This is a genomic window from Gordonia metallireducens (assembly GCF_021245825.1).
In the GTDB taxonomy this organism is placed as follows: domain Bacteria; phylum Actinomycetota; class Actinomycetes; order Mycobacteriales; family Mycobacteriaceae; genus Gordonia; species Gordonia namibiensis.
The window spans coordinates 20,309-37,962 of the sequence record NZ_JAJQJP010000038.1 but is presented as its reverse complement, the minus strand read 5'-3'; the positions used below and the strand labels follow the sequence as shown (position 1 = coordinate 37,962).

The following is a 17,654-nucleotide window of genomic DNA, read 5'->3' as shown; positions in this document are numbered from 1 at the left end:
CCCGCCCGACACACAACAGCCCGACCCGAGAACAGACAGGAACACTCCACCCATGGGTAGCACCCTCGAACTCCTTCCCGCCGTCGACGTCGCCGACGGGCAGGCGGTCCGCCTCGTCCAGGGCGCGGCCGGCACCGAGACCTCCTACGGCTCGCCGCGCGATGCGGCGCTGGCGTGGCAGAACGACGGTGCGGAGTGGATCCATCTCGTCGACCTCGACGCGGCCTTCGGTCGCGGCGACAACCGTGAGCTCCTCGCCGGTGTCGTCGGCGAACTCGACGTGAAGGTCGAGCTGTCAGGCGGTATCCGCGACGACGAATCTCTCGCCGCCGCACTCGCGACCGGTTGCACCCGCGTCAACCTGGGCACCGCCGCCCTCGAGAACCCGGAATGGTGCGCCCGTGCGATAGCCGAGCACGGTGACCGCATCGCCGTCGGCCTCGACGTCATCCGCGACGGCGACTCCTACCGGCTGCGCGGCCGCGGCTGGGTCACCGACGGCGGAGACCTGTGGGAGGTCCTCGAGCGCCTCAACCGCGACGGCTGCTCGCGCTACGTCGTGACCGACGTGTCCAAGGACGGCACCCTCAAGGGCCCGAACCTCGAACTGCTCGCCGAGGTCGCCGCGGCCACCGACGCCCCGATCGTCGCCTCCGGCGGTGTCTCGGCCATCGACGACCTCGTCGCCATCGCCGGTCTCGTCGACCAGGGTGTCGAGGGCGCGATCGTCGGCAAGGCCCTCTACGCCGGCCGCTTCACCCTGCCCGAGGCACTCACGGCCGTCGCCGGGGTCTGATGAGCGCAACCGAGAGTTCGCTCGACCTCCCGCGGTTGCTCGACACCGCGGGATCGGTCCTCGACGCCGCCGTCGACACCTTCGTCGAGGGTCTGGGTGCGCCGAGTGCGGTGCACAAGGGCGGTACGGACTTCGCCACCCAGGTGGACCTCGACCTCGAACGGCGGATCTCGGCCGAGCTCGAGGACCGGACACAGATCCCGGTCCACGGTGAGGAATTCGGCGGCGCCGATCCGGTCGACGGCCCGGTGTGGGTGCTCGACCCGGTCGACGGCACCTTCAACTACTCGGCGGGCATGCCGCTCACCGGCATCCTGCTCGGCCTCGTCGTCGACGGCGAGGCGACACTCGGCCTCACGTGGCTGCCGCTGCTGAACCGGAAGTACGCCGCCCACGCCGACGGTCCGCTGATGATCAACGGCGAGGTCGCCGATCCGCTGCCGGACATGCCGCTGGAGGAGGCCGCGATCGCCTTCGGTCCGTTCAACGCGGCCGGGCGCGGTCGCTATGCGGGCGATCGTCGCGCAGATCTGTTGCGCGCGTTGAGTTCCCGCGTCGCCCGCATCCGGATGACGGGGAGCACGGGCGTCGACATGGCGTTCACCGCCTCGGGCGTCTTCGGCGGGGCCGTCGCGTTCGGCCGGCATCCGTGGGACAACGCGGCGGGTGCCGCGCTCGTCCGGGCGGCCGGCGGGGTCGCCACCGACATCGCGGGCGAGCGCTGGACGGTCGCCTCCCCGTCACTCGTCGCGGGTACGCCGACCGTGCACGCGGGTCTGATGGCAGTGATCGAGGAAACGGTCGGGGAGTGGTCGGAATGAGCACCCCGGCAACCGATGAGACAGGCGCATCCCATGAAGAACGAGCACGCGAAGGAGACACGACGATGACGCTGGCGACCCGGGTCATCCCGTGCCTCGACGTCGACGACGGTCGGGTCGTGAAGGGCGTCAACTTCGAGAACCTCCGCGACGCGGGGGATCCCGTGGAGCTGGCCGAGCGCTATGACCGCGAGGGTGCCGACGAACTGACCTTCCTCGACGTCACCGCGTCGAGTTCGGGACGCTCCACGATGATCGAGGTCGTCAAGCGGACCGCCGACCAGGTGTTCATCCCGCTGACCGTGGGCGGCGGCATCCGCACCGTCGAGGACGTCGACATGATGCTGCGCGCGGGCGCGGACAAGGTCAGCGTCAACACCGCCGCGATCGCACGCCCCGAGGTCCTCGGCGAGATGAGCCGACGATTCGGCTCGCAGTGCATCGTCCTGTCGGTCGACGCGCGGACCGTGCCGGAGGGCTCGGAGCCGACGCCGTCCGGCTGGGAGGTCACCACGCACGGCGGTCGCAAGGGCACCGGCATCGACGCCGTCGAGTGGGCCCGGCGCGGCCAGGATCTCGGAGTGGGCGAGATCCTGCTGAACTCGATGGACGCCGACGGCACCAAGCAGGGCTTCGACCTGCGCATGCTCAAGGCGGTACGCGCGGCCGTGCAGGTCCCCGTCATCGCCAGCGGCGGTGCGGGCAAGGTCGAGGACTTCGCACCCGCCGTCCAGGCAGGTGCCGACGCAGTGCTCGCCGCCTCGGTCTTCCACTTCGGCGAACTCACCATCCACGAGGTGAAGGCGGCCATGGCCGAGGCCGGGATCACCGTCCGATGACACAGGTAGGAGAACGCTGATGGCACTCGATCCGGAGCTCGCCGCACGTCTCAAGCGCAACGCCGACGGACTGTTCAGCGCGGTCGCGCAGGAACGCTCCACCGGCGACGTGCTCATGGTCGCGTGGATGGACGACGCCGCTCTCGAGCGGACCCTCGCCACGCGCAAGGCGACCTACTACTCGCGCTCGCGCCAGGAGTACTGGGTCAAGGGCGAGACGAGCGGCCACACCCAGTACGTGCACGACGCACGCCTCGACTGCGACGGCGACACCGTGTTGCTCGTCGTCGACCAGGTCGGTGCGGCCTGCCACACCGGGAACCACTCGTGCTTTGACACCGAATCGCTGGCCTTCGGTGTCGACGCGCCTCCGGCGCCAAGCGGCGTAGAAGCCCGGCCGGTCGACTCCGCACAGTAGATTTCCATCGTGATCACACCCGAAAGGCGGTGACGCTGCATGCCCCTCATCCAGATCTCGCAGACCCCCGGACTCTCCGACCGCGTCAAGCGCGAGACCATCGCGGCGGTGACCGAGGCGTACGCCAAGGCGACCGGCAAGAACCCGGATTCGGTCTGGGTGACGATCACCGAGGTGCCGCGCACCCAGTGGGGCGTCGGCGGCGAGCCTCTCGGATGAGCGGCGTGAACGCGGCGGCCGGGGCGCACACGACGTCCCTCGCGGAATTCCTCGACCTCGCCTGTGACCATCGCGTGGTGCCGGTGACCCGCAAGGTGCTCGCCGACTCGGAGACCCCGCTGTCGGCGTACCGCAAGCTCGCCGGCGACCGACCCGGGACCTTCCTGCTCGAGTCCGCGGAGAACGGCCGGTCCTGGTCGCGCTGGTCCTTCATCGGGGCCGGGGCCCCCTCGGCACTGACCGTCGTCGACGGCCAGGCGCACTGGTGGGGCTCGGTGCCGGTGGGCGCTCCCGAGGGTGGCGACGCCCTCGAGGTGCTGGCCGAGTCGCTGCGCGTGCTCAAGACCGATCCGCTGCCGGGCATGCCGCCGCTGACCGGCGGATTCGTCGGCTTCATGGCCTACGACATGGTCCGACGCCTCGAACGACTCCCGGAGACCACGGTCGACGACCTCGGCCTGCCGGACCTGATGATGGTGCTGGCCACCGACCTCGCGGCCGTCGACCACCACGAGGGCACGATCACGCTGATCGCCAACGCGGTCAACTGGGACGGTTCCGACGAGCGCGTCGAGGAGGCCTACGCCGACGCCGTGGCCCGTCTGGACCGGATGACCGAGGCGCTCGCCGCACCCGCGTCGTCGACCGTCTCGACCTTCGACCGGCCCAAGCCGGACTTCACCGCGCAGCGCACGCTCGAGGAGTACAGCGAGATCGTCACGAGTCTCGTCGGCGAGATCGAGGCGGGCGAGGCCTTCCAGGTCGTTCCTTCGATGCGATTCGAGATGGACACCGACGCCGATCCGCTCGACGTCTACCGCGTGCTCCGCGCCTCCAATCCCAGCCCGTACATGTACCTGCTGCGGATGCCGGGAACCGAGGCCGACAGCGACACCGCGGCCCCCGACGCGATCGCCCGCAAGCCGTTCACGATCGTTGGCAGCAGCCCGGAGGCCCTGGTCACCGTCGCCGACCGCATCGCCACCACGCACCCCATCGCGGGTACGCGCTGGCGTGGCGCCACTGAGGAAGAGGATCAGCTGCTCGGCAAGGGCCTTCTCGAGGACGAGAAGGAGAACGCCGAACACCTCATGCTCGTCGACCTCGGCCGCAACGATCTCGGCCGCGTGTGCGTCCCCGGCACCGTGAAGGTCAGCGACTACCGCCACATCGAGCGGTACAGCCACGTCATGCACCTGGTGTCGACGGTGTCGGGCACCCTGCGCGAGGACAAGCATGCGCTCGACGCGGTGACCGCCTGCTTCCCGGCCGGCACCCTCACCGGCGCACCCAAGGTGCGCGCGATGGAGCTCATCGACGAACACGAGAAGACACGGCGCGGCCTCTACGGCGGCATCGTCGGCTACCTCGATTTCGCCGGCAACGCCGACACCGCGATCGCCATCCGCACCGCGCTCCTCGCGCGTGGCCAGGCCTACGTGCAGGCCGGTGGCGGCGTGGTCGCCGACAGCGAGCCCGAATACGAGTACAACGAGGCGCGCAACAAGGCGACCGCGGTGCTCAACGCCGTCGCCGCCGCGTCGACGATGAACAGGGTCGGGGAGACCCCGTCAGGAGACAACGCGTGACACCCGCGGAGCACGAGGCATCCCAGACCAAGCCGAAGTCCTCGCGACGGCCGCAGATGATCGCGGCGGTCCTGATGCTGGCCACCGCTGCCGCATTCTGGGGTGCGAGCCGACTGACCTGGGCGACCGTCTCCGCCGAAGACGGCCTCTCACCTCAGCGCGCCTTCGACGTCAAGGGTGCGGACTGGAGTCCGTGGCTCACGCCGCTCGCCCTGGTCTACCTCGCCGGCATCGCCGCGGTGCTGTCGGTGCGCGGTTGGGGGCTGCGCCTGGTCGCGCTGCTTGTCGCCGCCGGTGGCGTGCTCGCCGCTTTCCCGGCGATCTCCCTGATCGCCGGCGGCGCCGACTCCGAGTACGCCGCCGACGCCGGGGACATCCCGGACCGGTACATCGTCCTCTACACCGACACCCAATGGCTGCCCGCCGCACTGGTCCTGCTGGGCACGGTGTGTGCCGTCGCCGCCGCGGTTGTGCTGCTCCGGGTCGCCAAAGGTGCGACGATGTCGTCGAAGTACAAGACTCCCGCAGCCCGGCGCGAGGAGCTCGAGACCGAGATCTTCGCCGACTACGAGCGGCGGAAGAAGGCGGCCGCGGCCGACGCCACGAACGCCGGGGACACCCCGGCCGCCGGCGGCGCCGCGACCGGCGGAAAGGACGGGCGGTCCGCCGACGACCCGGACGCCAACGAGCGCATGATGTGGGACGCGCTCGACACGGGCATCGACCCCACCGATTCGTCCGATCCGGACGACCGCTGACCCTCCGGGCGAGCAGTGACCCGGCCCGACGTCTCGCCGAGACGCGCACGACAGGCTGAGATATGCGCCATAGTCCAGGACCGTTCCCGTTTCGGGGAGAATCGGCCAACCCGGCGACAGGTCGCCGGGACTGTCGGTCTACCCTGAGACCACACGACGAGCGGAAGGGAGCGGAGTCGCTGTGAGCATGCCCAACGTTCTCGAGTCGATCATCGAGGGAGTCAAAGCCGACGTCGCCGCACGTGAAGCGGTGACCGATTTCGCTGCCGTCAAGGCCGCCTCGGCGAAGGCTCCCGCTCCCCGGGACGCCATGGCCGCACTCCGTCAACCCGGTATCGGTGTGATCGCCGAGGTGAAGCGCGCGAGCCCGTCGAAGGGGGAGCTGGCCGCGATCGGCGACCCTGCCGACCTGGCCAAGGCCTACGAAGACGGCGGCGCCCGCATCATCAGCGTGCTGACCGAGGAGCGTCGCTTCCACGGCTCGCTCGCCGACCTCGACGCCGTTCGCGCCGCGGTCGACATCCCGGTCCTGCGCAAGGACTTCATCGTCGGTCCGTACCAGATCCACGAGGCCCGCGCCCACGGCGCCGACGTCATCCTGCTGATCGTCGCAGCCCTCGAACAGAACGTCCTCGCCTCCTTGCTCGACCGCACCGAGAGCCTCGGCATGACCGCCCTCGTGGAGGTCCACACCGAAGAAGAGGCCGACCGTGCCCTCGAGGCCGGCGCCTCGGTCGTCGGCGTGAACGCCCGCAATCTCAAGACCCTCCAGGTCGAGCGGGACACCTTCTCGCGGATCGCCCCCGGCCTGCCGACCGAGATCATCCGCATCGCGGAGTCGGGCGTGCGCGGCACCGCCGACCTGCTGGCCTATGCCGGCGCAGGCGCCGACGCCGTCCTGGTGGGTGAGGGACTCGTGACAAGTGGTGACCCCCGCGCCGCCGTGCGTGAGCTGGTCACCGCGGGTACCCACCCGTCGTGCCCGAAACCAGTTCGCTGACATACGTCTTCGGGCCGTGTTCGGTCCATGTCGTCGTCGGCCCGATCGACTGTGAGATGTAGTGACCGCCCAACCTGATTCGGCCCATCCCGACTCCTCCGCGACCGTGCTCCCGCCGGCCAGCACCGGCCTGACGACGCGTACGTCGATCGAACCCGACGAGGGCGGCCACTTCGGCGTCTACGGCGGACGGCATGTGCCCGAAGCACTGATGGCGGTCATCGACGAGGTCACCACGACCTTCAACAAGATCCGCAACGACGACGACTTCCTGAACGAACTCGACCGTCTGCAGCGTGACTACGCCGGCCGGCCGTCACCGCTGTACGAGGCGAAGCGCCTCGCCGAGCACGCCGGGGGAGCACGGATCTTCCTCAAGCGTGAGGACCTCAACCACACCGGTTCACACAAGATCAACAACGTACTCGGACAGGCGCTTCTGGCCCAGCGCATGGGCAAGAACCGCATCATCGCAGAGACCGGCGCCGGTCAGCACGGCGTGGCCACCGCCACCGCATGTGCGCTCCTGGGCCTCGAGTGCGTGATCTACATGGGTCGCGTCGACACCGACCGCCAGGCGCTCAACGTGGCCCGGATGCGTCTGCTCGGCGCCGAGGTCATCGCCGTCGACAACGGTTCGGCCACCCTGAAGGACGCCATCAACGAGGCCATGCGTGACTGGGTCACCAACGCGCACAACACCTATTACTGCTTCGGCACCGCCGCCGGCCCGCACCCGTTCCCGGTGATGGTCCGCGATCTCCAGCGCGTCGTCGGTCTCGAGGCCCGTGCCCAGATCCTCGACAAGGCCGGACGCCTGCCCGACGCGGTGACCGCCTGTGTCGGTGGCGGTTCCAACGCCATCGGTATCTTCCACCCCTTCATCGACGACGAGGGCGTCCGTCTCGTCGGTTTCGAGGCGGCCGGCGACGGCGTCGAAACCGGCCGTCACGCTGCGACTTTCACCGGCGGGACGCCGGGCGCGTTCCAGGGCGCCTACTCATACCTGCTGCAGGACGAGGACGGGCAGACGACCGAATCCCATTCGATCTCCGCCGGTCTCGACTACCCGGGCGTCGGACCCGAGCACGCCTACCTCAAGGACACCGGCCGGGCCGAGTACCGACCGATCACCGACACCGAGGCGATGGATGCGCTCGCGCTGCTGAGCCGTCGCGAGGGGATCATCCCCGCCATCGAATCCGCGCACGCGGTCGCCGGTGCACTCAAGCTCGGCAAGGAACTCGGCGAGGGTGCGATCATCGTCGTCAGCCTCTCCGGGCGCGGCGACAAGGACGTCGACACCGCTGCGCGTTGGTTCGGTCTCTTCGACCCGCCGCCGTCGCAGGACGAGGCAAAGGCCACCGACGGACAGCCGGGAGAGCAGGCATGAGCGCAGACACGATCTCGTCGAAGACCGGACCGGTTTTCGAGAAGTGCCGCGAGGAGAACCGCAGCGCCCTCATCGGATACCTCCCCGTGGGCTATCCGACGCTGGACGATTCGCTGACCTCGTTCCGGACGATGGTCGACGCCGGTTGCGACATCATCGAGGTGGGCGTGCCCTACTCCGATCCGGTGATGGACGGTCCGACGATCCAGGAGGCCGCCGACCTCGCCCTCACCAACGGCGTGCGGGTGCGCGACGTCTTCACCGCGGTCGAGGCGATCAGCTCGGCCGGCGGCACCGCAGTCGTCATGAGCTACTGGAACCCGGTGCTGCAGTACGGCGTCGAGAACTTCGCGCGGGACCTCGCCAACGCCGGCGGCGCCGGACTCATCACGCCGAACCTGATCCCCGAAGAGGGCGCCCAGTGGCACGCCGCCTCCGATGAGTACGAACTCGACCGCATCTACCTCGTCGCACCGTCGTCGACGACCGAGCGCATCGCGCTGACCGTCGACGCGTCCCGTGGATTCGTCTATGCAGCGTCCACGATGGGTGTCACCGGTGCGCGCGACGCGGTGTCGGACATGGCTCCCGAGCTGTGCGCCCGCGTCCGCGAGTACTCCGACATCCCGATCGGCGTCGGACTCGGTGTCCGCAACCGTGAGCAGGCCGCCCAGATCGCGTCCTACTCCGACGGCGTCATCGTCGGCTCGGCGCTGGTGACCGCCGCCAAGGCCGGTCAGGACCGCCTGGCCTCGCTCGTCGGCGAACTCGCCGAGGGTGTGCGTTCGCGCCACGCTGCTGTCTGACAGAGCTCAGCCGCCCGGCTGCTGGTCGAGTGGGGTCGGACTACCCGAGGTCCGTACGGACGCCAGGCGCGCCCCGGTAACCAGACGGCGCGGGAGTGAGTGCCGTGTCGGTTAGGGTTGCACCGTGAACGCGCCGACCACGACGATGCTCGCCTACATCCCCAGTCCGCCCCAGGGAGTGTGGGAAATCGGACCGTTCCCGCTGCGTGCGTACGCGCTGTGCATCATCGCGGGGATCATCATCGCGGTCTGGTGGGGCAATCGCCGTTGGGTCGCACGCGGGGGGCAGGAAGGCGAGGTCCTCGACGTCGCGATCTGGGCCGTCCCGTTCGGTCTCCTCGGTGGCCGTCTCTACCACCTGATCACCGACTGGAAGACCTACTTCGGCGCCGACGCCCCCAAGGACCCGCTCGACGCGCTGCGGATCTGGGACGGCGGTCTCGGAATCTGGGGCGCGGTGGCGCTCGGTGCGGTCGGTGCCTGGATCGGCGCCCGACGCCGCGGCATCCGACTGCCGGCCTTCGGCGATGCGATCGCCCCGCCGATCCTGTTGGCCCAGGCCATCGGTCGGCTCGGCAACTACTTCAACCAGGAGTTGTACGGCCGTGAGACGACCCTGCCGTGGGGCCTGGAGATCTACGAGCGGGTCAACAAGGCCGGGTATGCCAACGCGGGTCTGATCGACGGTAAGTCGAACGGTGTCGTGGTCGCCGTGGTCCAGCCGACGTTCCTCTACGAACTGCTGTGGAACGTCCTTATCGTGATCCTCCTCGTGGTCATCGACCGCCGGTTCCGCATCGGCCACGGCCGACTGTTCGCGCTGTACATCGCCGGCTACTGCCTCGGCCGGTTCTTCATCGAGATGCTGCGCGACGACCGTGCCGCCGTCGCCAACTACATCGCCGGCATCCGCCCGAACCTCTTCACCGCCGCCCTCGTGTTCGTGTGCGCGATCGTCTACTTCGTGGTCGCGCCCAAGGGTCGGGAACAGGGCCTGGAGATGTACCACCCCGAACGTGCCGCCGAACTCGAGGAACAGGGCGTCGCCGGATACGTTGACGACTGGTACGACGAGGACTTCGACGACCTCGACGCTGTCGAAGGCGAGCAGCCGCCGGCGGAGGTGGACACCTTGGACGCCCTCGACGCCGAGGCCGACAACATCGAGACCACTCGTGTCCCCGCCGCACCCGCGGCCGTGAAGACAGCGGACGACGAGCCCACGGTCGACGAGCCCGCGGACGAAGCCGCCGCCGATGAGTCGAGCCCCGAAGACGACTCGGCGGCCGACGCCGATGCTGTTGAGCCGGTGGTTCCGGTGGTCGACGATGCCGCGGTCGTGGAGACCGAAATTGCGGAACCTGAAGCCGAGGAAGCCGAAGTGGTGCCCGAAGCAGCCGAGTCCGAGGTGGCGGAGCCCGACGAAGCCGGATCCGCTGAGGTTGCTGAGCTCGAGGTCGCCGAACAAGAGATCACCGAATCCGAGACGGGGGACGATGAGCCCGCCGTCGCGGAAGCACCGGCAACCGAGGCCGCAGGCGGAGCGCCGGTTGAAGCAGCGGCGGACGAGGCGGGCAGCGTCGTCGAAACAGAGGACGCGGACGGTGGCGTCGCGGACCCCGGGGCCGCACCTGCCGACGTCGTCGAATCTGAGGACACTGCAAGCAGTGTCGTCGAGTCCGAGGACGAGGCATCCGACGTCGCCGAAACCGAGGACGCGGACGGTGGCGTCGCGGATTCCGAGGCCGCGCCCGCCGAGGTCGTCGAATCCGTGGACACAGCAAGCAGTGTCGCGGAGTCGGAGGACACGGCATCCGTCGTCGTCGAGTCTGAGGATGAGGCAACCGGCTCCCCGGATTCCGAGGATGAGGCATCCGGCGTCGTAGAGTCTGAGGACGAGGGAACCGGCGTCGTAGAGTCTGAGGACACAGCAACCGGCATCGTCGAACCCGAGGACACAGCAACCGACGCCGCGAATTCTGAGGACGCTGCGACAGACGCGGCTGATGCCGACCCGGGACCGTCTGATGCTGCAACCGATGACGCTGCAACCGCTGACGTAGAAGCCGGTGACGTACACGGCGGCGATGCAGATTCGCCAGTTGCGGATCCGGCCGTCACAAGAGCCACCGACGTCGGCGGGACCGGCGCGGCAAGCAGTCTCCGCCGCCGGGTCGCCTCCCGGTTCGGTCGTCGTCGGCGTCGTTCCTGATCTACCCGGCGCTGGTAAACCGAGCCTGAAAACCGCCCCTGATCTGCGCCCTCCATGGGGCGACCGGCGACAATATGTCGTTGGTGCGTCTGTGCAGGGTTGTTTTCGGGGGCGGTTTTCAGTGGTGTGGTCGCGCTGCAGCTGTCCGACCGCTGGGCGCCGATCCTTGAGGCCGAAATCCGCCCCTGATCTGCGCCCTCCAGGGGGCGGCGGGCGACAATATGTCGCCGGCGCAGCTGTACAGGGCGGATTCCAGGGGCGGATTTCATCCGCGCCCCAGGAGACAGCCCGCGCCGAACCACCGCCGGCGCCTGGCTCCCGGTCGCGAGTATCACAGCCGTCGAGCACACGCGTCTGCCGTGGTGTTCGGATACGATCGAATTTCACGACGCGCGATCTCCGACCGCCCGGTACCGATCGCCTCGACCCTCGGGTCGCGACGGTTTCGACTCAGCCCGGTACCGATCTCGGCACGGTCATTCGCTCGCCGCGCAATACTCCTCGGGCCAGTGCTGTCCCAGTGGACACTCAGCAGCGATCCGTTCCGGATCGAGTGGAGGTAGTGATGCTGTTTTCTGCGCTCCCGGCCAAGCAGGGCCTGTACGACCCGGAGGCCGAGGTCGACTCGTGTGGCGTCGCGATGGTGACGGACATCCACGGCCGTCGTTCGCATTCGATCGTCGCCGACGGCCTGCTGGCGCTGGAGAATCTGGAACACCGCGGGGCTGCCGGCGCCGAGACCAACAGCGGTGACGGCGCAGGCATCTTGATCCAGCTGCCCGACGAATTGCTGCGTGCGACCGTCGACTTCGAACTCCCGGAGCCGGCCGCCGACGGTTCCCACACCTACGCCGCGGGTACCTGCTTCCTGCCGATGGACGAGGAACTGCGGCGGCAGGCGATTGCGCGGGTGGAGGCGCTCGCCGCCGACGAGGGCATCACGATCCTCGGCTGGCGCGACGTCCCGGTCGACCACGAGCACGCCGACATCGGTGGTACCGCCGTCGCCTGTATGCCGTACATGATGCAGCTGTTCGTCACCGTCGACCCCGAGCCGGGTGCCGAGCGCATCGGTGGCGTCGCCCTTGACCGCTTCATCTACCCGTTCCGCAAGCAGGCCGAGCGCGTCACCCCGGAGATCGAGGAGGCGGGCACCGGCGTCTACTTCCCGTCGCTGTCGAGCCGCACCATTGTCTACAAGGGCATGCTCACCACGATGCAGCTGCCGCTGTACTACGCGGACCTGCGCGACGACCGGTGTGAGAGCGCAATAGCGATCGTCCACTCGCGGTTCTCGACCAACACGTTCCCGTCGTGGCCGCTCGCGCACCCGTTCCGGTTCGTCGCCCACAACGGCGAGATCAACACGGTGCGCGGCAACCGCAACCGCATGCGCGCCCGCGAGGCCCTGCTCGAGACCGATCTCATCCCCGGCGACCTCAAGCGCGCCTTCCCGATCTGCACTCCCGAGGCGTCGGACTCGGCGTCGCTCGACGAGGTACTCGAGTTGCTGCACCTCGGCGGTCGGAGCGTGCCGCATGCGGTGATGATGATGGTCCCCGAGGCGTGGGAGAACGTCCCCGACATGGACCCGAAGCGCCGCGCGTTCCTGCAGTTCAACGCGTCGCTGATGGAGGCGTGGGACGGTCCGGCGTGCGTCACCTTCACCGACGGCACCGTCGTCGGCGCGGTCCTCGACCGCAACGGCCTGCGTCCCGGCCGCTGGTGGCAGACCCGCGACGGCCGCATCATCCTCGCCTCCGAGGCGGGGGTCCTCGACGTCCCGGTCGACGACGTCATCAGCAAGGGCCGCCTCGAACCGGGCCGCATGTTCCTCATCGACACCGCCCAGGGCCGGATCATCCCCGACGAGGAGATCAAGGGCGAGCTGATGAACGCCGAGGCGTACGACGAGTGGCTGCACGCCGGCCTCCTCGACATCGCCACGCTGCCCGAACGCCCAGTCTTCCAACCCAACCACGACACCGTGGTCCGCCGCCAGCTTTCGTTCGGGTACACCGAAGAGGATCTCCGAGTGTTGCTCACGCCGATGGCGGCGTCGGGATACGAGCCCCTCGGCTCGATGGGTACCGACACCCCCATCGCCGTGCTGTCGCGGCGTTCCCGGCTGCTGTACGACTACTTCGTCGAGCTGTTCGCACAGGTCACCAACCCGCCGCTGGATGCGATCCGCGAGGAGATCGTCACCTCGATGGGGCGTGTGATGGGTCCTGAGCAGAACCTGCTCGACCCCACCGCCGCGTCGTGCCGTCAGATCATGCTGCACTGGCCGGTTCTCGACAACGCCGACCTCGCCAAGCTGGTCCACATCAACGACGACGGTGACCACCCGGGCCTGTCGGCCAAGGTGCTGCGCGCGCTGTACGAGGTCGACGAAGGGGGAGAAGGCCTTCGGGCCGCCCTCGAGGACCTGCGCCGGCGGGCGAGCCAGGCGATCGCCGAGGGACACACCACCCTCGTCATCTCCGACCGTCTGACCGACAAGGATCACGCACCGATCCCGTCGTTGCTGGCCATCTCGGCCGTCCACCATCATCTGGTGCGCACCAAGGAACGCACCCGTGTCGCGCTGGTCGTCGAATCCGGCGACGCCCGCGAGGTCCACCACATCGCCACGCTCATCGGTTTCGGTGCGGCCGCGGTCAATCCGTACCTGGCGCTCGAGACGATCGAGGACCTCATCGCGGAGGGCGAGCTGATCGGCGTCACCCCGTCGAAGGCCATCCGCAACTATCTCGAGGCACTCGGCAAGGGGGTGCTGAAGGTGATGAGCAAGATGGGGATCTCGACCATCAGCTCCTACACCGCCGCACAGGCTTTCGAGGCCGTGGGTCTGTCGTCGGAGGTCGTGCGCGAATACTTCACCCGCACGGTGTCGCGCATCGAGGGCGTCGGTCTCGACGAGCTCGCCGAGGAAGTACGCATCCGGCATCATCGGGCGTTCCCGGAGAACCCGACCGAGCAGGTCTACCGGCGTCTGGACTCGGGTGGCGAATACCAGTACCGCCGGGAAGGCGAGCTGCATCTCTTCACCCCGGAGACCGTGTTCCTGCTGCAGCACGCCACCAAGACCGGGCAGGCCGAGATCTTCCAGAAGTACTCCGACGAGGTCAACCGGCTGTCGCGCAAGGGTGGCACGCTCCGCGGCCTGTTCGAGTTCGATCTCGATGCGCGCGAACCGATCCCGATCGAGGAGGTGGAACCGGTCGAGGAGATCATGAAGCGCTTCAACACCGGCGCCATGAGCTACGGCTCGATCTCCGCCGAGGCGCACGAGACGATCGCGATGGCGATGAACAAGATCGGCGGGCGGTCGAACTCGGGGGAGGGCGGCGAGGACGTCGACCGCCTCTACGACCCGGAACGACGCAGCGCGGTCAAGCAGGTCGCGTCCGGACGGTTCGGTGTCACCAGCGACTACCTGATCAACGCCACCGACATCCAGATCAAGATGGCGCAGGGTGCGAAACCCGGTGAGGGCGGCCAGCTTCCGGCGTACAAGGTGTACCCGTGGATCGCCAAGACCCGGCACTCGACGCCCGGTGTCGCGCTGATCTCGCCGCCTCCGCACCACGACATCTACTCGATCGAGGACCTCGCGCAGCTGATCCACGACCTGAAGAACGCCAACTCGCAGGCGCGCATCCACGTCAAGCTGGTCAGCGCGGTCGGCGTGGGCACAGTCGCGACCGGCGTCTCCAAGGCGCATGCCGACGTCGTGCTGATCTCCGGCCACGACGGCGGAACCGGTGCGTCGCCGTTGACCTCGCTGAAGCACGCGGGCACGCCGTGGGAGATCGGCCTGGCCGACGCCCAGCAGACGCTCATGCTCAACGGTCTGCGCGACCGCATCACCGTGCAGTGCGACGGTGCGCTGCGCACCGGCCGCGACGTCATCATGGCCGCCCTCCTCGGCGCCGAGGAGTACGGCTTCTCCACCGCACCGCTCATCGTGGCGGGTTGCATCATGATGCGCGTGTGTCACCTCGACACCTGCCCGGTCGGTGTGGCGACCCAGAACCCGCTGCTGCGTTCGCGTTTCACCGGCCAGGTCGACCACCTGGTCAACTTCTTCCGGTTCATCGCCGAGGACGTGCGGAAGTATCTGGCGCAGCTGGGCTACCGCACCCTCGACGAGGCGATCGGGCAGTCGCAGCGACTCCACACCGATTCCGCTGTCGCGCATTGGAAGTCGAAGGGCCTGGATCTGACGCCGATCTTCCGGAAAGTTGAGGGAAAGGGTCCTTCCCGGCGGGTGCGGGAGCAGTATCACGCCCTCGATCGTGCGCTCGACCAGACGCTCATCCAACTCGCCGAGGGGGCCTTGGAGGACGCCCACCCGGTGACGCTCGAACTGCCGGTGCGCAACGTCAACCGGACCGTCGGGACGTTGCTCGGCGCCGAGGTCACCCGTCGCTATGGTGCCGAGGGCCTGGCCGAGGACACGATCGTGGTGAAGCTGGAGGGTTCGGCCGGGCAGTCGCTCGGCGCGTTCCTCCCGCCGGGGGTGACGATCGAACTCAGCGGCGACACGAACGACTACGTCGGCAAGGGGCTGTGCGGCGGCAAGATCGTCGTCGCCCCGCATCCCGACTCGTGGTTCGTCGCCGAGGACCAGGTCATCGCGGGCAACACCATCCTCTACGGCGCGACGTCGGGTGAGGTGTTCCTCCGCGGACGCGTCGGCGAGCGCTTCTCGGTGCGCAATTCGGGCGCGACCGCGGTCGTCGAGGGTGTCGGCGACCATGCCTGCGAATACATGACAGGCGGGCGTGTGGTGGTCCTCGGTCCGACGGGGCGCAATCTCGCGGCCGGGATGTCGGGTGGCATCGCCTTCGTGCACGACCTGGACCCCGACAAGGTCAACATGGCGATGGTCAAGCTCATGCGCCCCGACCCCGACGACCTCGCCTGGCTCAAGGAGACCATCACCAAGCACACCGAACTGACCGGCTCGGCGATCGGTGCGTCGATCCTCGCGGACTGGCCCCGACGCTGCCTGGCGTTCACGAAGGTGATGCCGACCGATTACAAGCGTGTCCTGGACGCGGCCCGGATGGCCGAGGCCGAGGGACGCGACGTCGATTCAGCGATCATGGAGGCGGCACGTGGCTGATCCGCGCGGGTTCCTGGAGGTCCCGAAGAAAGAAGCGAAGTACCGGCCGGTCGTCGAGCGCGTCCAGGACTGGGACGACGTCTACGTGCATGCCGACGACCCGACGAAGGTGCTCGCGGAGGTCAGCACCCAGGCGCGCCGGTGTATGGATTGCGGTATCCCGTTCTGTCACTCCGGAACCGCGGGCTGCCCGCTGGGCAACCTGATCCCGGAATGGAACGACCTGGTCCGCCGCGGCCGGTGGGACGCGGCGAGCAGCAGGCTGCACGCGACCAACAACTTCCCCGAGTTCACCGGGATGGTGTGCCCGGCGCCGTGCGAGGCCGCCTGCGTCCTGTCGATCTCCGAGCGCGCGACCGGTGGCAGCGTCACCATCAAGCGCATCGAGAAGACGATCGCCTACGAGTCGTGGGCCGAGGGCGTCATCGGCCCCGAGCCGCCGGAGTCCAAGACCGGCAAGTCGGTGGGCGTGGTCGGTTCCGGTCCGGCGGGACTCGCTGCGGCGCAACAGCTCACGCGCGCAGGCCATGACGTGACCGTCTACGAGCGGGACGACCGGCTCGGCGGGCTGCTGCGCTACGGCATCCCGGAGTACAAGCTGCAGAAGTCCGACATCGACCGACGCATCGCCCAGATGCGCGCCGAGGGAACGGAATTCGTCACCAACTGCGACGTCGGAACCGAACTGTCGGTCGAGGACCTCAAGGCCCGCCACGACGCCGTCGTCCTGGCCATCGGCGCGATGGAGGCCCGCGACAACCCGGTGCCCGGCCGCGAGCTCAACGGTGTCCACCTGGCGATGGAACATCTCGTACCCGCGAACCGCGAATGCGAGGGCGACGGCCCGTCGCCGATCACCGCGGCAGGCAAGCATGTCGTGATCATCGGCGGCGGCGACACCGGCGCGGACTGCCTGGGCACCGCCCACCGGCAGGGTGCGGCGTCGGTGGTGCAGCTCGACTACAACCCGGAACTGCCCGGTGAACGCGACGACGAACGGTCCCCGTGGCCGACCTGGCCGCTGGTCATGCGGACCTCGAGCGCCCATGCCGAGGGCGGCGAGCGCATGCATCAGGTCGCGGTACAGCGTTTCGTCGGAGACGACGATGGCAACGTCACCACCATGGTGCTCGCCGAGGTCGAGGTGCAGCGCGACGCCGACGGCCGACGCGAGATCAAACCCATCGGGGAGGAATTCGAGATCCCCTGTGAGCTGGCACTTTTCGCGATCGGCTTCGCCGGTGTCGAGCGTGGCGAGCTGCTGTCGGGTCTGGAGATCGAACCCAACAGGCGTGGGGCCATCTCCTGCGGAAGTGATTGGCAGACCGACGCTCCCGGCGTTTTCGTGTGCGGTGACGCCCACCGTGGCGCGTCGCTGGTGGTGTGGGCGATCGCCGAGGGCAGGTCGGCGGCCCGGGCCGTCGACGAGTTCCTCGTCGGCGAATCCGACCTCCCGTCACCGGTTCGTCCGGCAGCACTGCCACTGTCCGTGCGCTGACGGTCGCGCGGGTCGCGGATCCCCGGGCCGGCGAGCACGGGGAACACGCGCGGGCTGCCCGTGTGACGCGAAATCCGTACCGGAAAGTAGCGGGCTGTCACCAGCGACAACACCACATGGCCCCTGGGTGACGACTTCGGCGGCGCGTGGAGATGCTTCTCCGACGGG

13 protein-coding genes are annotated in these 17,654 nt (G+C 68.7%); all 13 read left to right on the top strand.

The window, feature by feature from the left end:
- Positions 1 to 52: 52 nt before the first annotated feature.
- The 13 genes from priA to LQD00_RS15815 all read left to right on the top strand — a co-directional run bounded on the left by priA (position 53) and on the right by LQD00_RS15815 (position 17,486).
- On the top strand, positions 53 to 796 hold the full coding sequence (priA, locus tag LQD00_RS15875; RefSeq protein ID WP_232718132.1) for a bifunctional 1-(5-phosphoribosyl)-5-((5-phosphoribosylamino)methylideneamino)imidazole-4-carboxamide isomerase/phosphoribosylanthranilate isomerase PriA: 744 nt from the start codon (positions 53 to 55) through the stop codon (positions 794 to 796).
- The gene (locus tag LQD00_RS15870; RefSeq protein ID WP_232718131.1) at positions 796 to 1,617 is read left to right on the top strand and encodes an inositol monophosphatase family protein; all 822 of its coding nucleotides are present in this window, start codon (positions 796 to 798) and stop codon (positions 1,615 to 1,617) included. The genes priA and LQD00_RS15870 overlap by 1 nt, the downstream gene beginning before the upstream one ends.
- Before the next feature lie 65 nt (positions 1,618 to 1,682).
- Complete coding sequence (hisF, locus tag LQD00_RS15865; protein ID WP_232718130.1) at positions 1,683 to 2,456, top strand: imidazole glycerol phosphate synthase subunit HisF; 774 nt, start codon at positions 1,683 to 1,685, stop codon at positions 2,454 to 2,456.
- Between the two features lie 19 nt (positions 2,457 to 2,475).
- Positions 2,476 to 2,874, top strand: a complete 399-nt coding sequence (gene hisI, locus LQD00_RS15860; RefSeq protein ID WP_006867635.1) for a phosphoribosyl-AMP cyclohydrolase — start codon at positions 2,476 to 2,478, stop codon at positions 2,872 to 2,874.
- 39 nt (positions 2,875 to 2,913) lie between these two features.
- Positions 2,914 to 3,093, top strand: a complete 180-nt coding sequence (locus tag LQD00_RS15855; protein ID WP_005196179.1) for a tautomerase family protein — start codon at positions 2,914 to 2,916, stop codon at positions 3,091 to 3,093.
- A complete protein-coding gene (locus tag LQD00_RS15850; protein WP_232718129.1) occupies positions 3,090 to 4,682 on the top strand; it encodes an anthranilate synthase component I in 1,593 nt (530 codons plus the stop codon). The genes LQD00_RS15855 and LQD00_RS15850 overlap by 4 nt, the downstream gene beginning before the upstream one ends.
- A complete protein-coding gene (locus LQD00_RS15845) occupies positions 4,679 to 5,440 on the top strand; it encodes a Trp biosynthesis-associated membrane protein (protein WP_406567039.1) in 762 nt (253 codons plus the stop codon). The genes LQD00_RS15850 and LQD00_RS15845 overlap by 4 nt, the downstream gene beginning before the upstream one ends.
- A 181-nt stretch (positions 5,441 to 5,621) precedes the next feature.
- Positions 5,622 to 6,440, top strand: a complete 819-nt coding sequence (trpC, locus tag LQD00_RS15840) for an indole-3-glycerol phosphate synthase TrpC (RefSeq protein ID WP_232718128.1) — start codon at positions 5,622 to 5,624, stop codon at positions 6,438 to 6,440.
- A 61-nt stretch (positions 6,441 to 6,501) separates the two neighbouring features.
- The gene (trpB, locus tag LQD00_RS15835) at positions 6,502 to 7,833 is read left to right on the top strand and encodes a tryptophan synthase subunit beta (protein ID WP_232718127.1); all 1,332 of its coding nucleotides are present in this window, start codon (positions 6,502 to 6,504) and stop codon (positions 7,831 to 7,833) included.
- Positions 7,830 to 8,639 (top strand): tryptophan synthase subunit alpha, encoded by an 810-nt coding sequence (gene trpA / locus LQD00_RS15830; RefSeq protein WP_232718126.1) that lies wholly within the window; start codon positions 7,830 to 7,832, stop codon positions 8,637 to 8,639. The genes trpB and trpA overlap by 4 nt, the downstream gene beginning before the upstream one ends.
- 145 nt (positions 8,640 to 8,784) lie before the next feature.
- Entirely contained in the window at positions 8,785 to 10,851 is a 2,067-nt protein-coding gene (gene lgt, locus LQD00_RS15825; protein WP_269785084.1) for a prolipoprotein diacylglyceryl transferase, read from the top strand.
- A 565-nt stretch (positions 10,852 to 11,416) separates the two neighbouring features.
- Positions 11,417 to 15,988, top strand: a complete 4,572-nt coding sequence (gene gltB, locus LQD00_RS15820; RefSeq protein WP_232718124.1) for a glutamate synthase large subunit — start codon at positions 11,417 to 11,419, stop codon at positions 15,986 to 15,988.
- On the top strand, positions 15,981 to 17,486 hold the full coding sequence (locus LQD00_RS15815) for a glutamate synthase subunit beta (protein WP_232718123.1): 1,506 nt from the start codon (positions 15,981 to 15,983) through the stop codon (positions 17,484 to 17,486). Before gltB ends, LQD00_RS15815 begins: the two co-directional genes overlap by 8 nt.
- The last annotated feature ends 168 nt before the right edge of the window (positions 17,487 to 17,654 follow it).

Excerpts from the sequence above, each read along its gene's own strand:
- priA (WP_232718132.1), top strand. The coding sequence starts at position 53 with ATGGGTAGCACCCTCGAACTCCTTCCCGCCGTCGACGTCGCCGACGGG.
- LQD00_RS15870 (WP_232718131.1), top strand. The coding sequence starts at position 796 with ATGAGCGCAACCGAGAGTTCGCTCGACCTCCCGCGGTTGCTCGACACC.
- hisF (WP_232718130.1), top strand. The coding sequence starts at position 1,683 with ATGACGCTGGCGACCCGGGTCATCCCGTGCCTCGACGTCGACGACGGT.
- hisI (WP_006867635.1), top strand. The coding sequence starts at position 2,476 with ATGGCACTCGATCCGGAGCTCGCCGCACGTCTCAAGCGCAACGCCGAC.
- LQD00_RS15855 (WP_005196179.1), top strand. The coding sequence starts at position 2,914 with ATGCCCCTCATCCAGATCTCGCAGACCCCCGGACTCTCCGACCGCGTC.
- LQD00_RS15850 (WP_232718129.1), top strand. The coding sequence starts at position 3,090 with ATGAGCGGCGTGAACGCGGCGGCCGGGGCGCACACGACGTCCCTCGCG.
- trpA (WP_232718126.1), top strand. The coding sequence starts at position 7,830 with ATGAGCGCAGACACGATCTCGTCGAAGACCGGACCGGTTTTCGAGAAG.
- lgt (WP_269785084.1), top strand. The coding sequence starts at position 8,785 with ATGCTCGCCTACATCCCCAGTCCGCCCCAGGGAGTGTGGGAAATCGGA.
- gltB (WP_232718124.1), top strand. The coding sequence starts at position 11,417 with ATGCTGTTTTCTGCGCTCCCGGCCAAGCAGGGCCTGTACGACCCGGAG.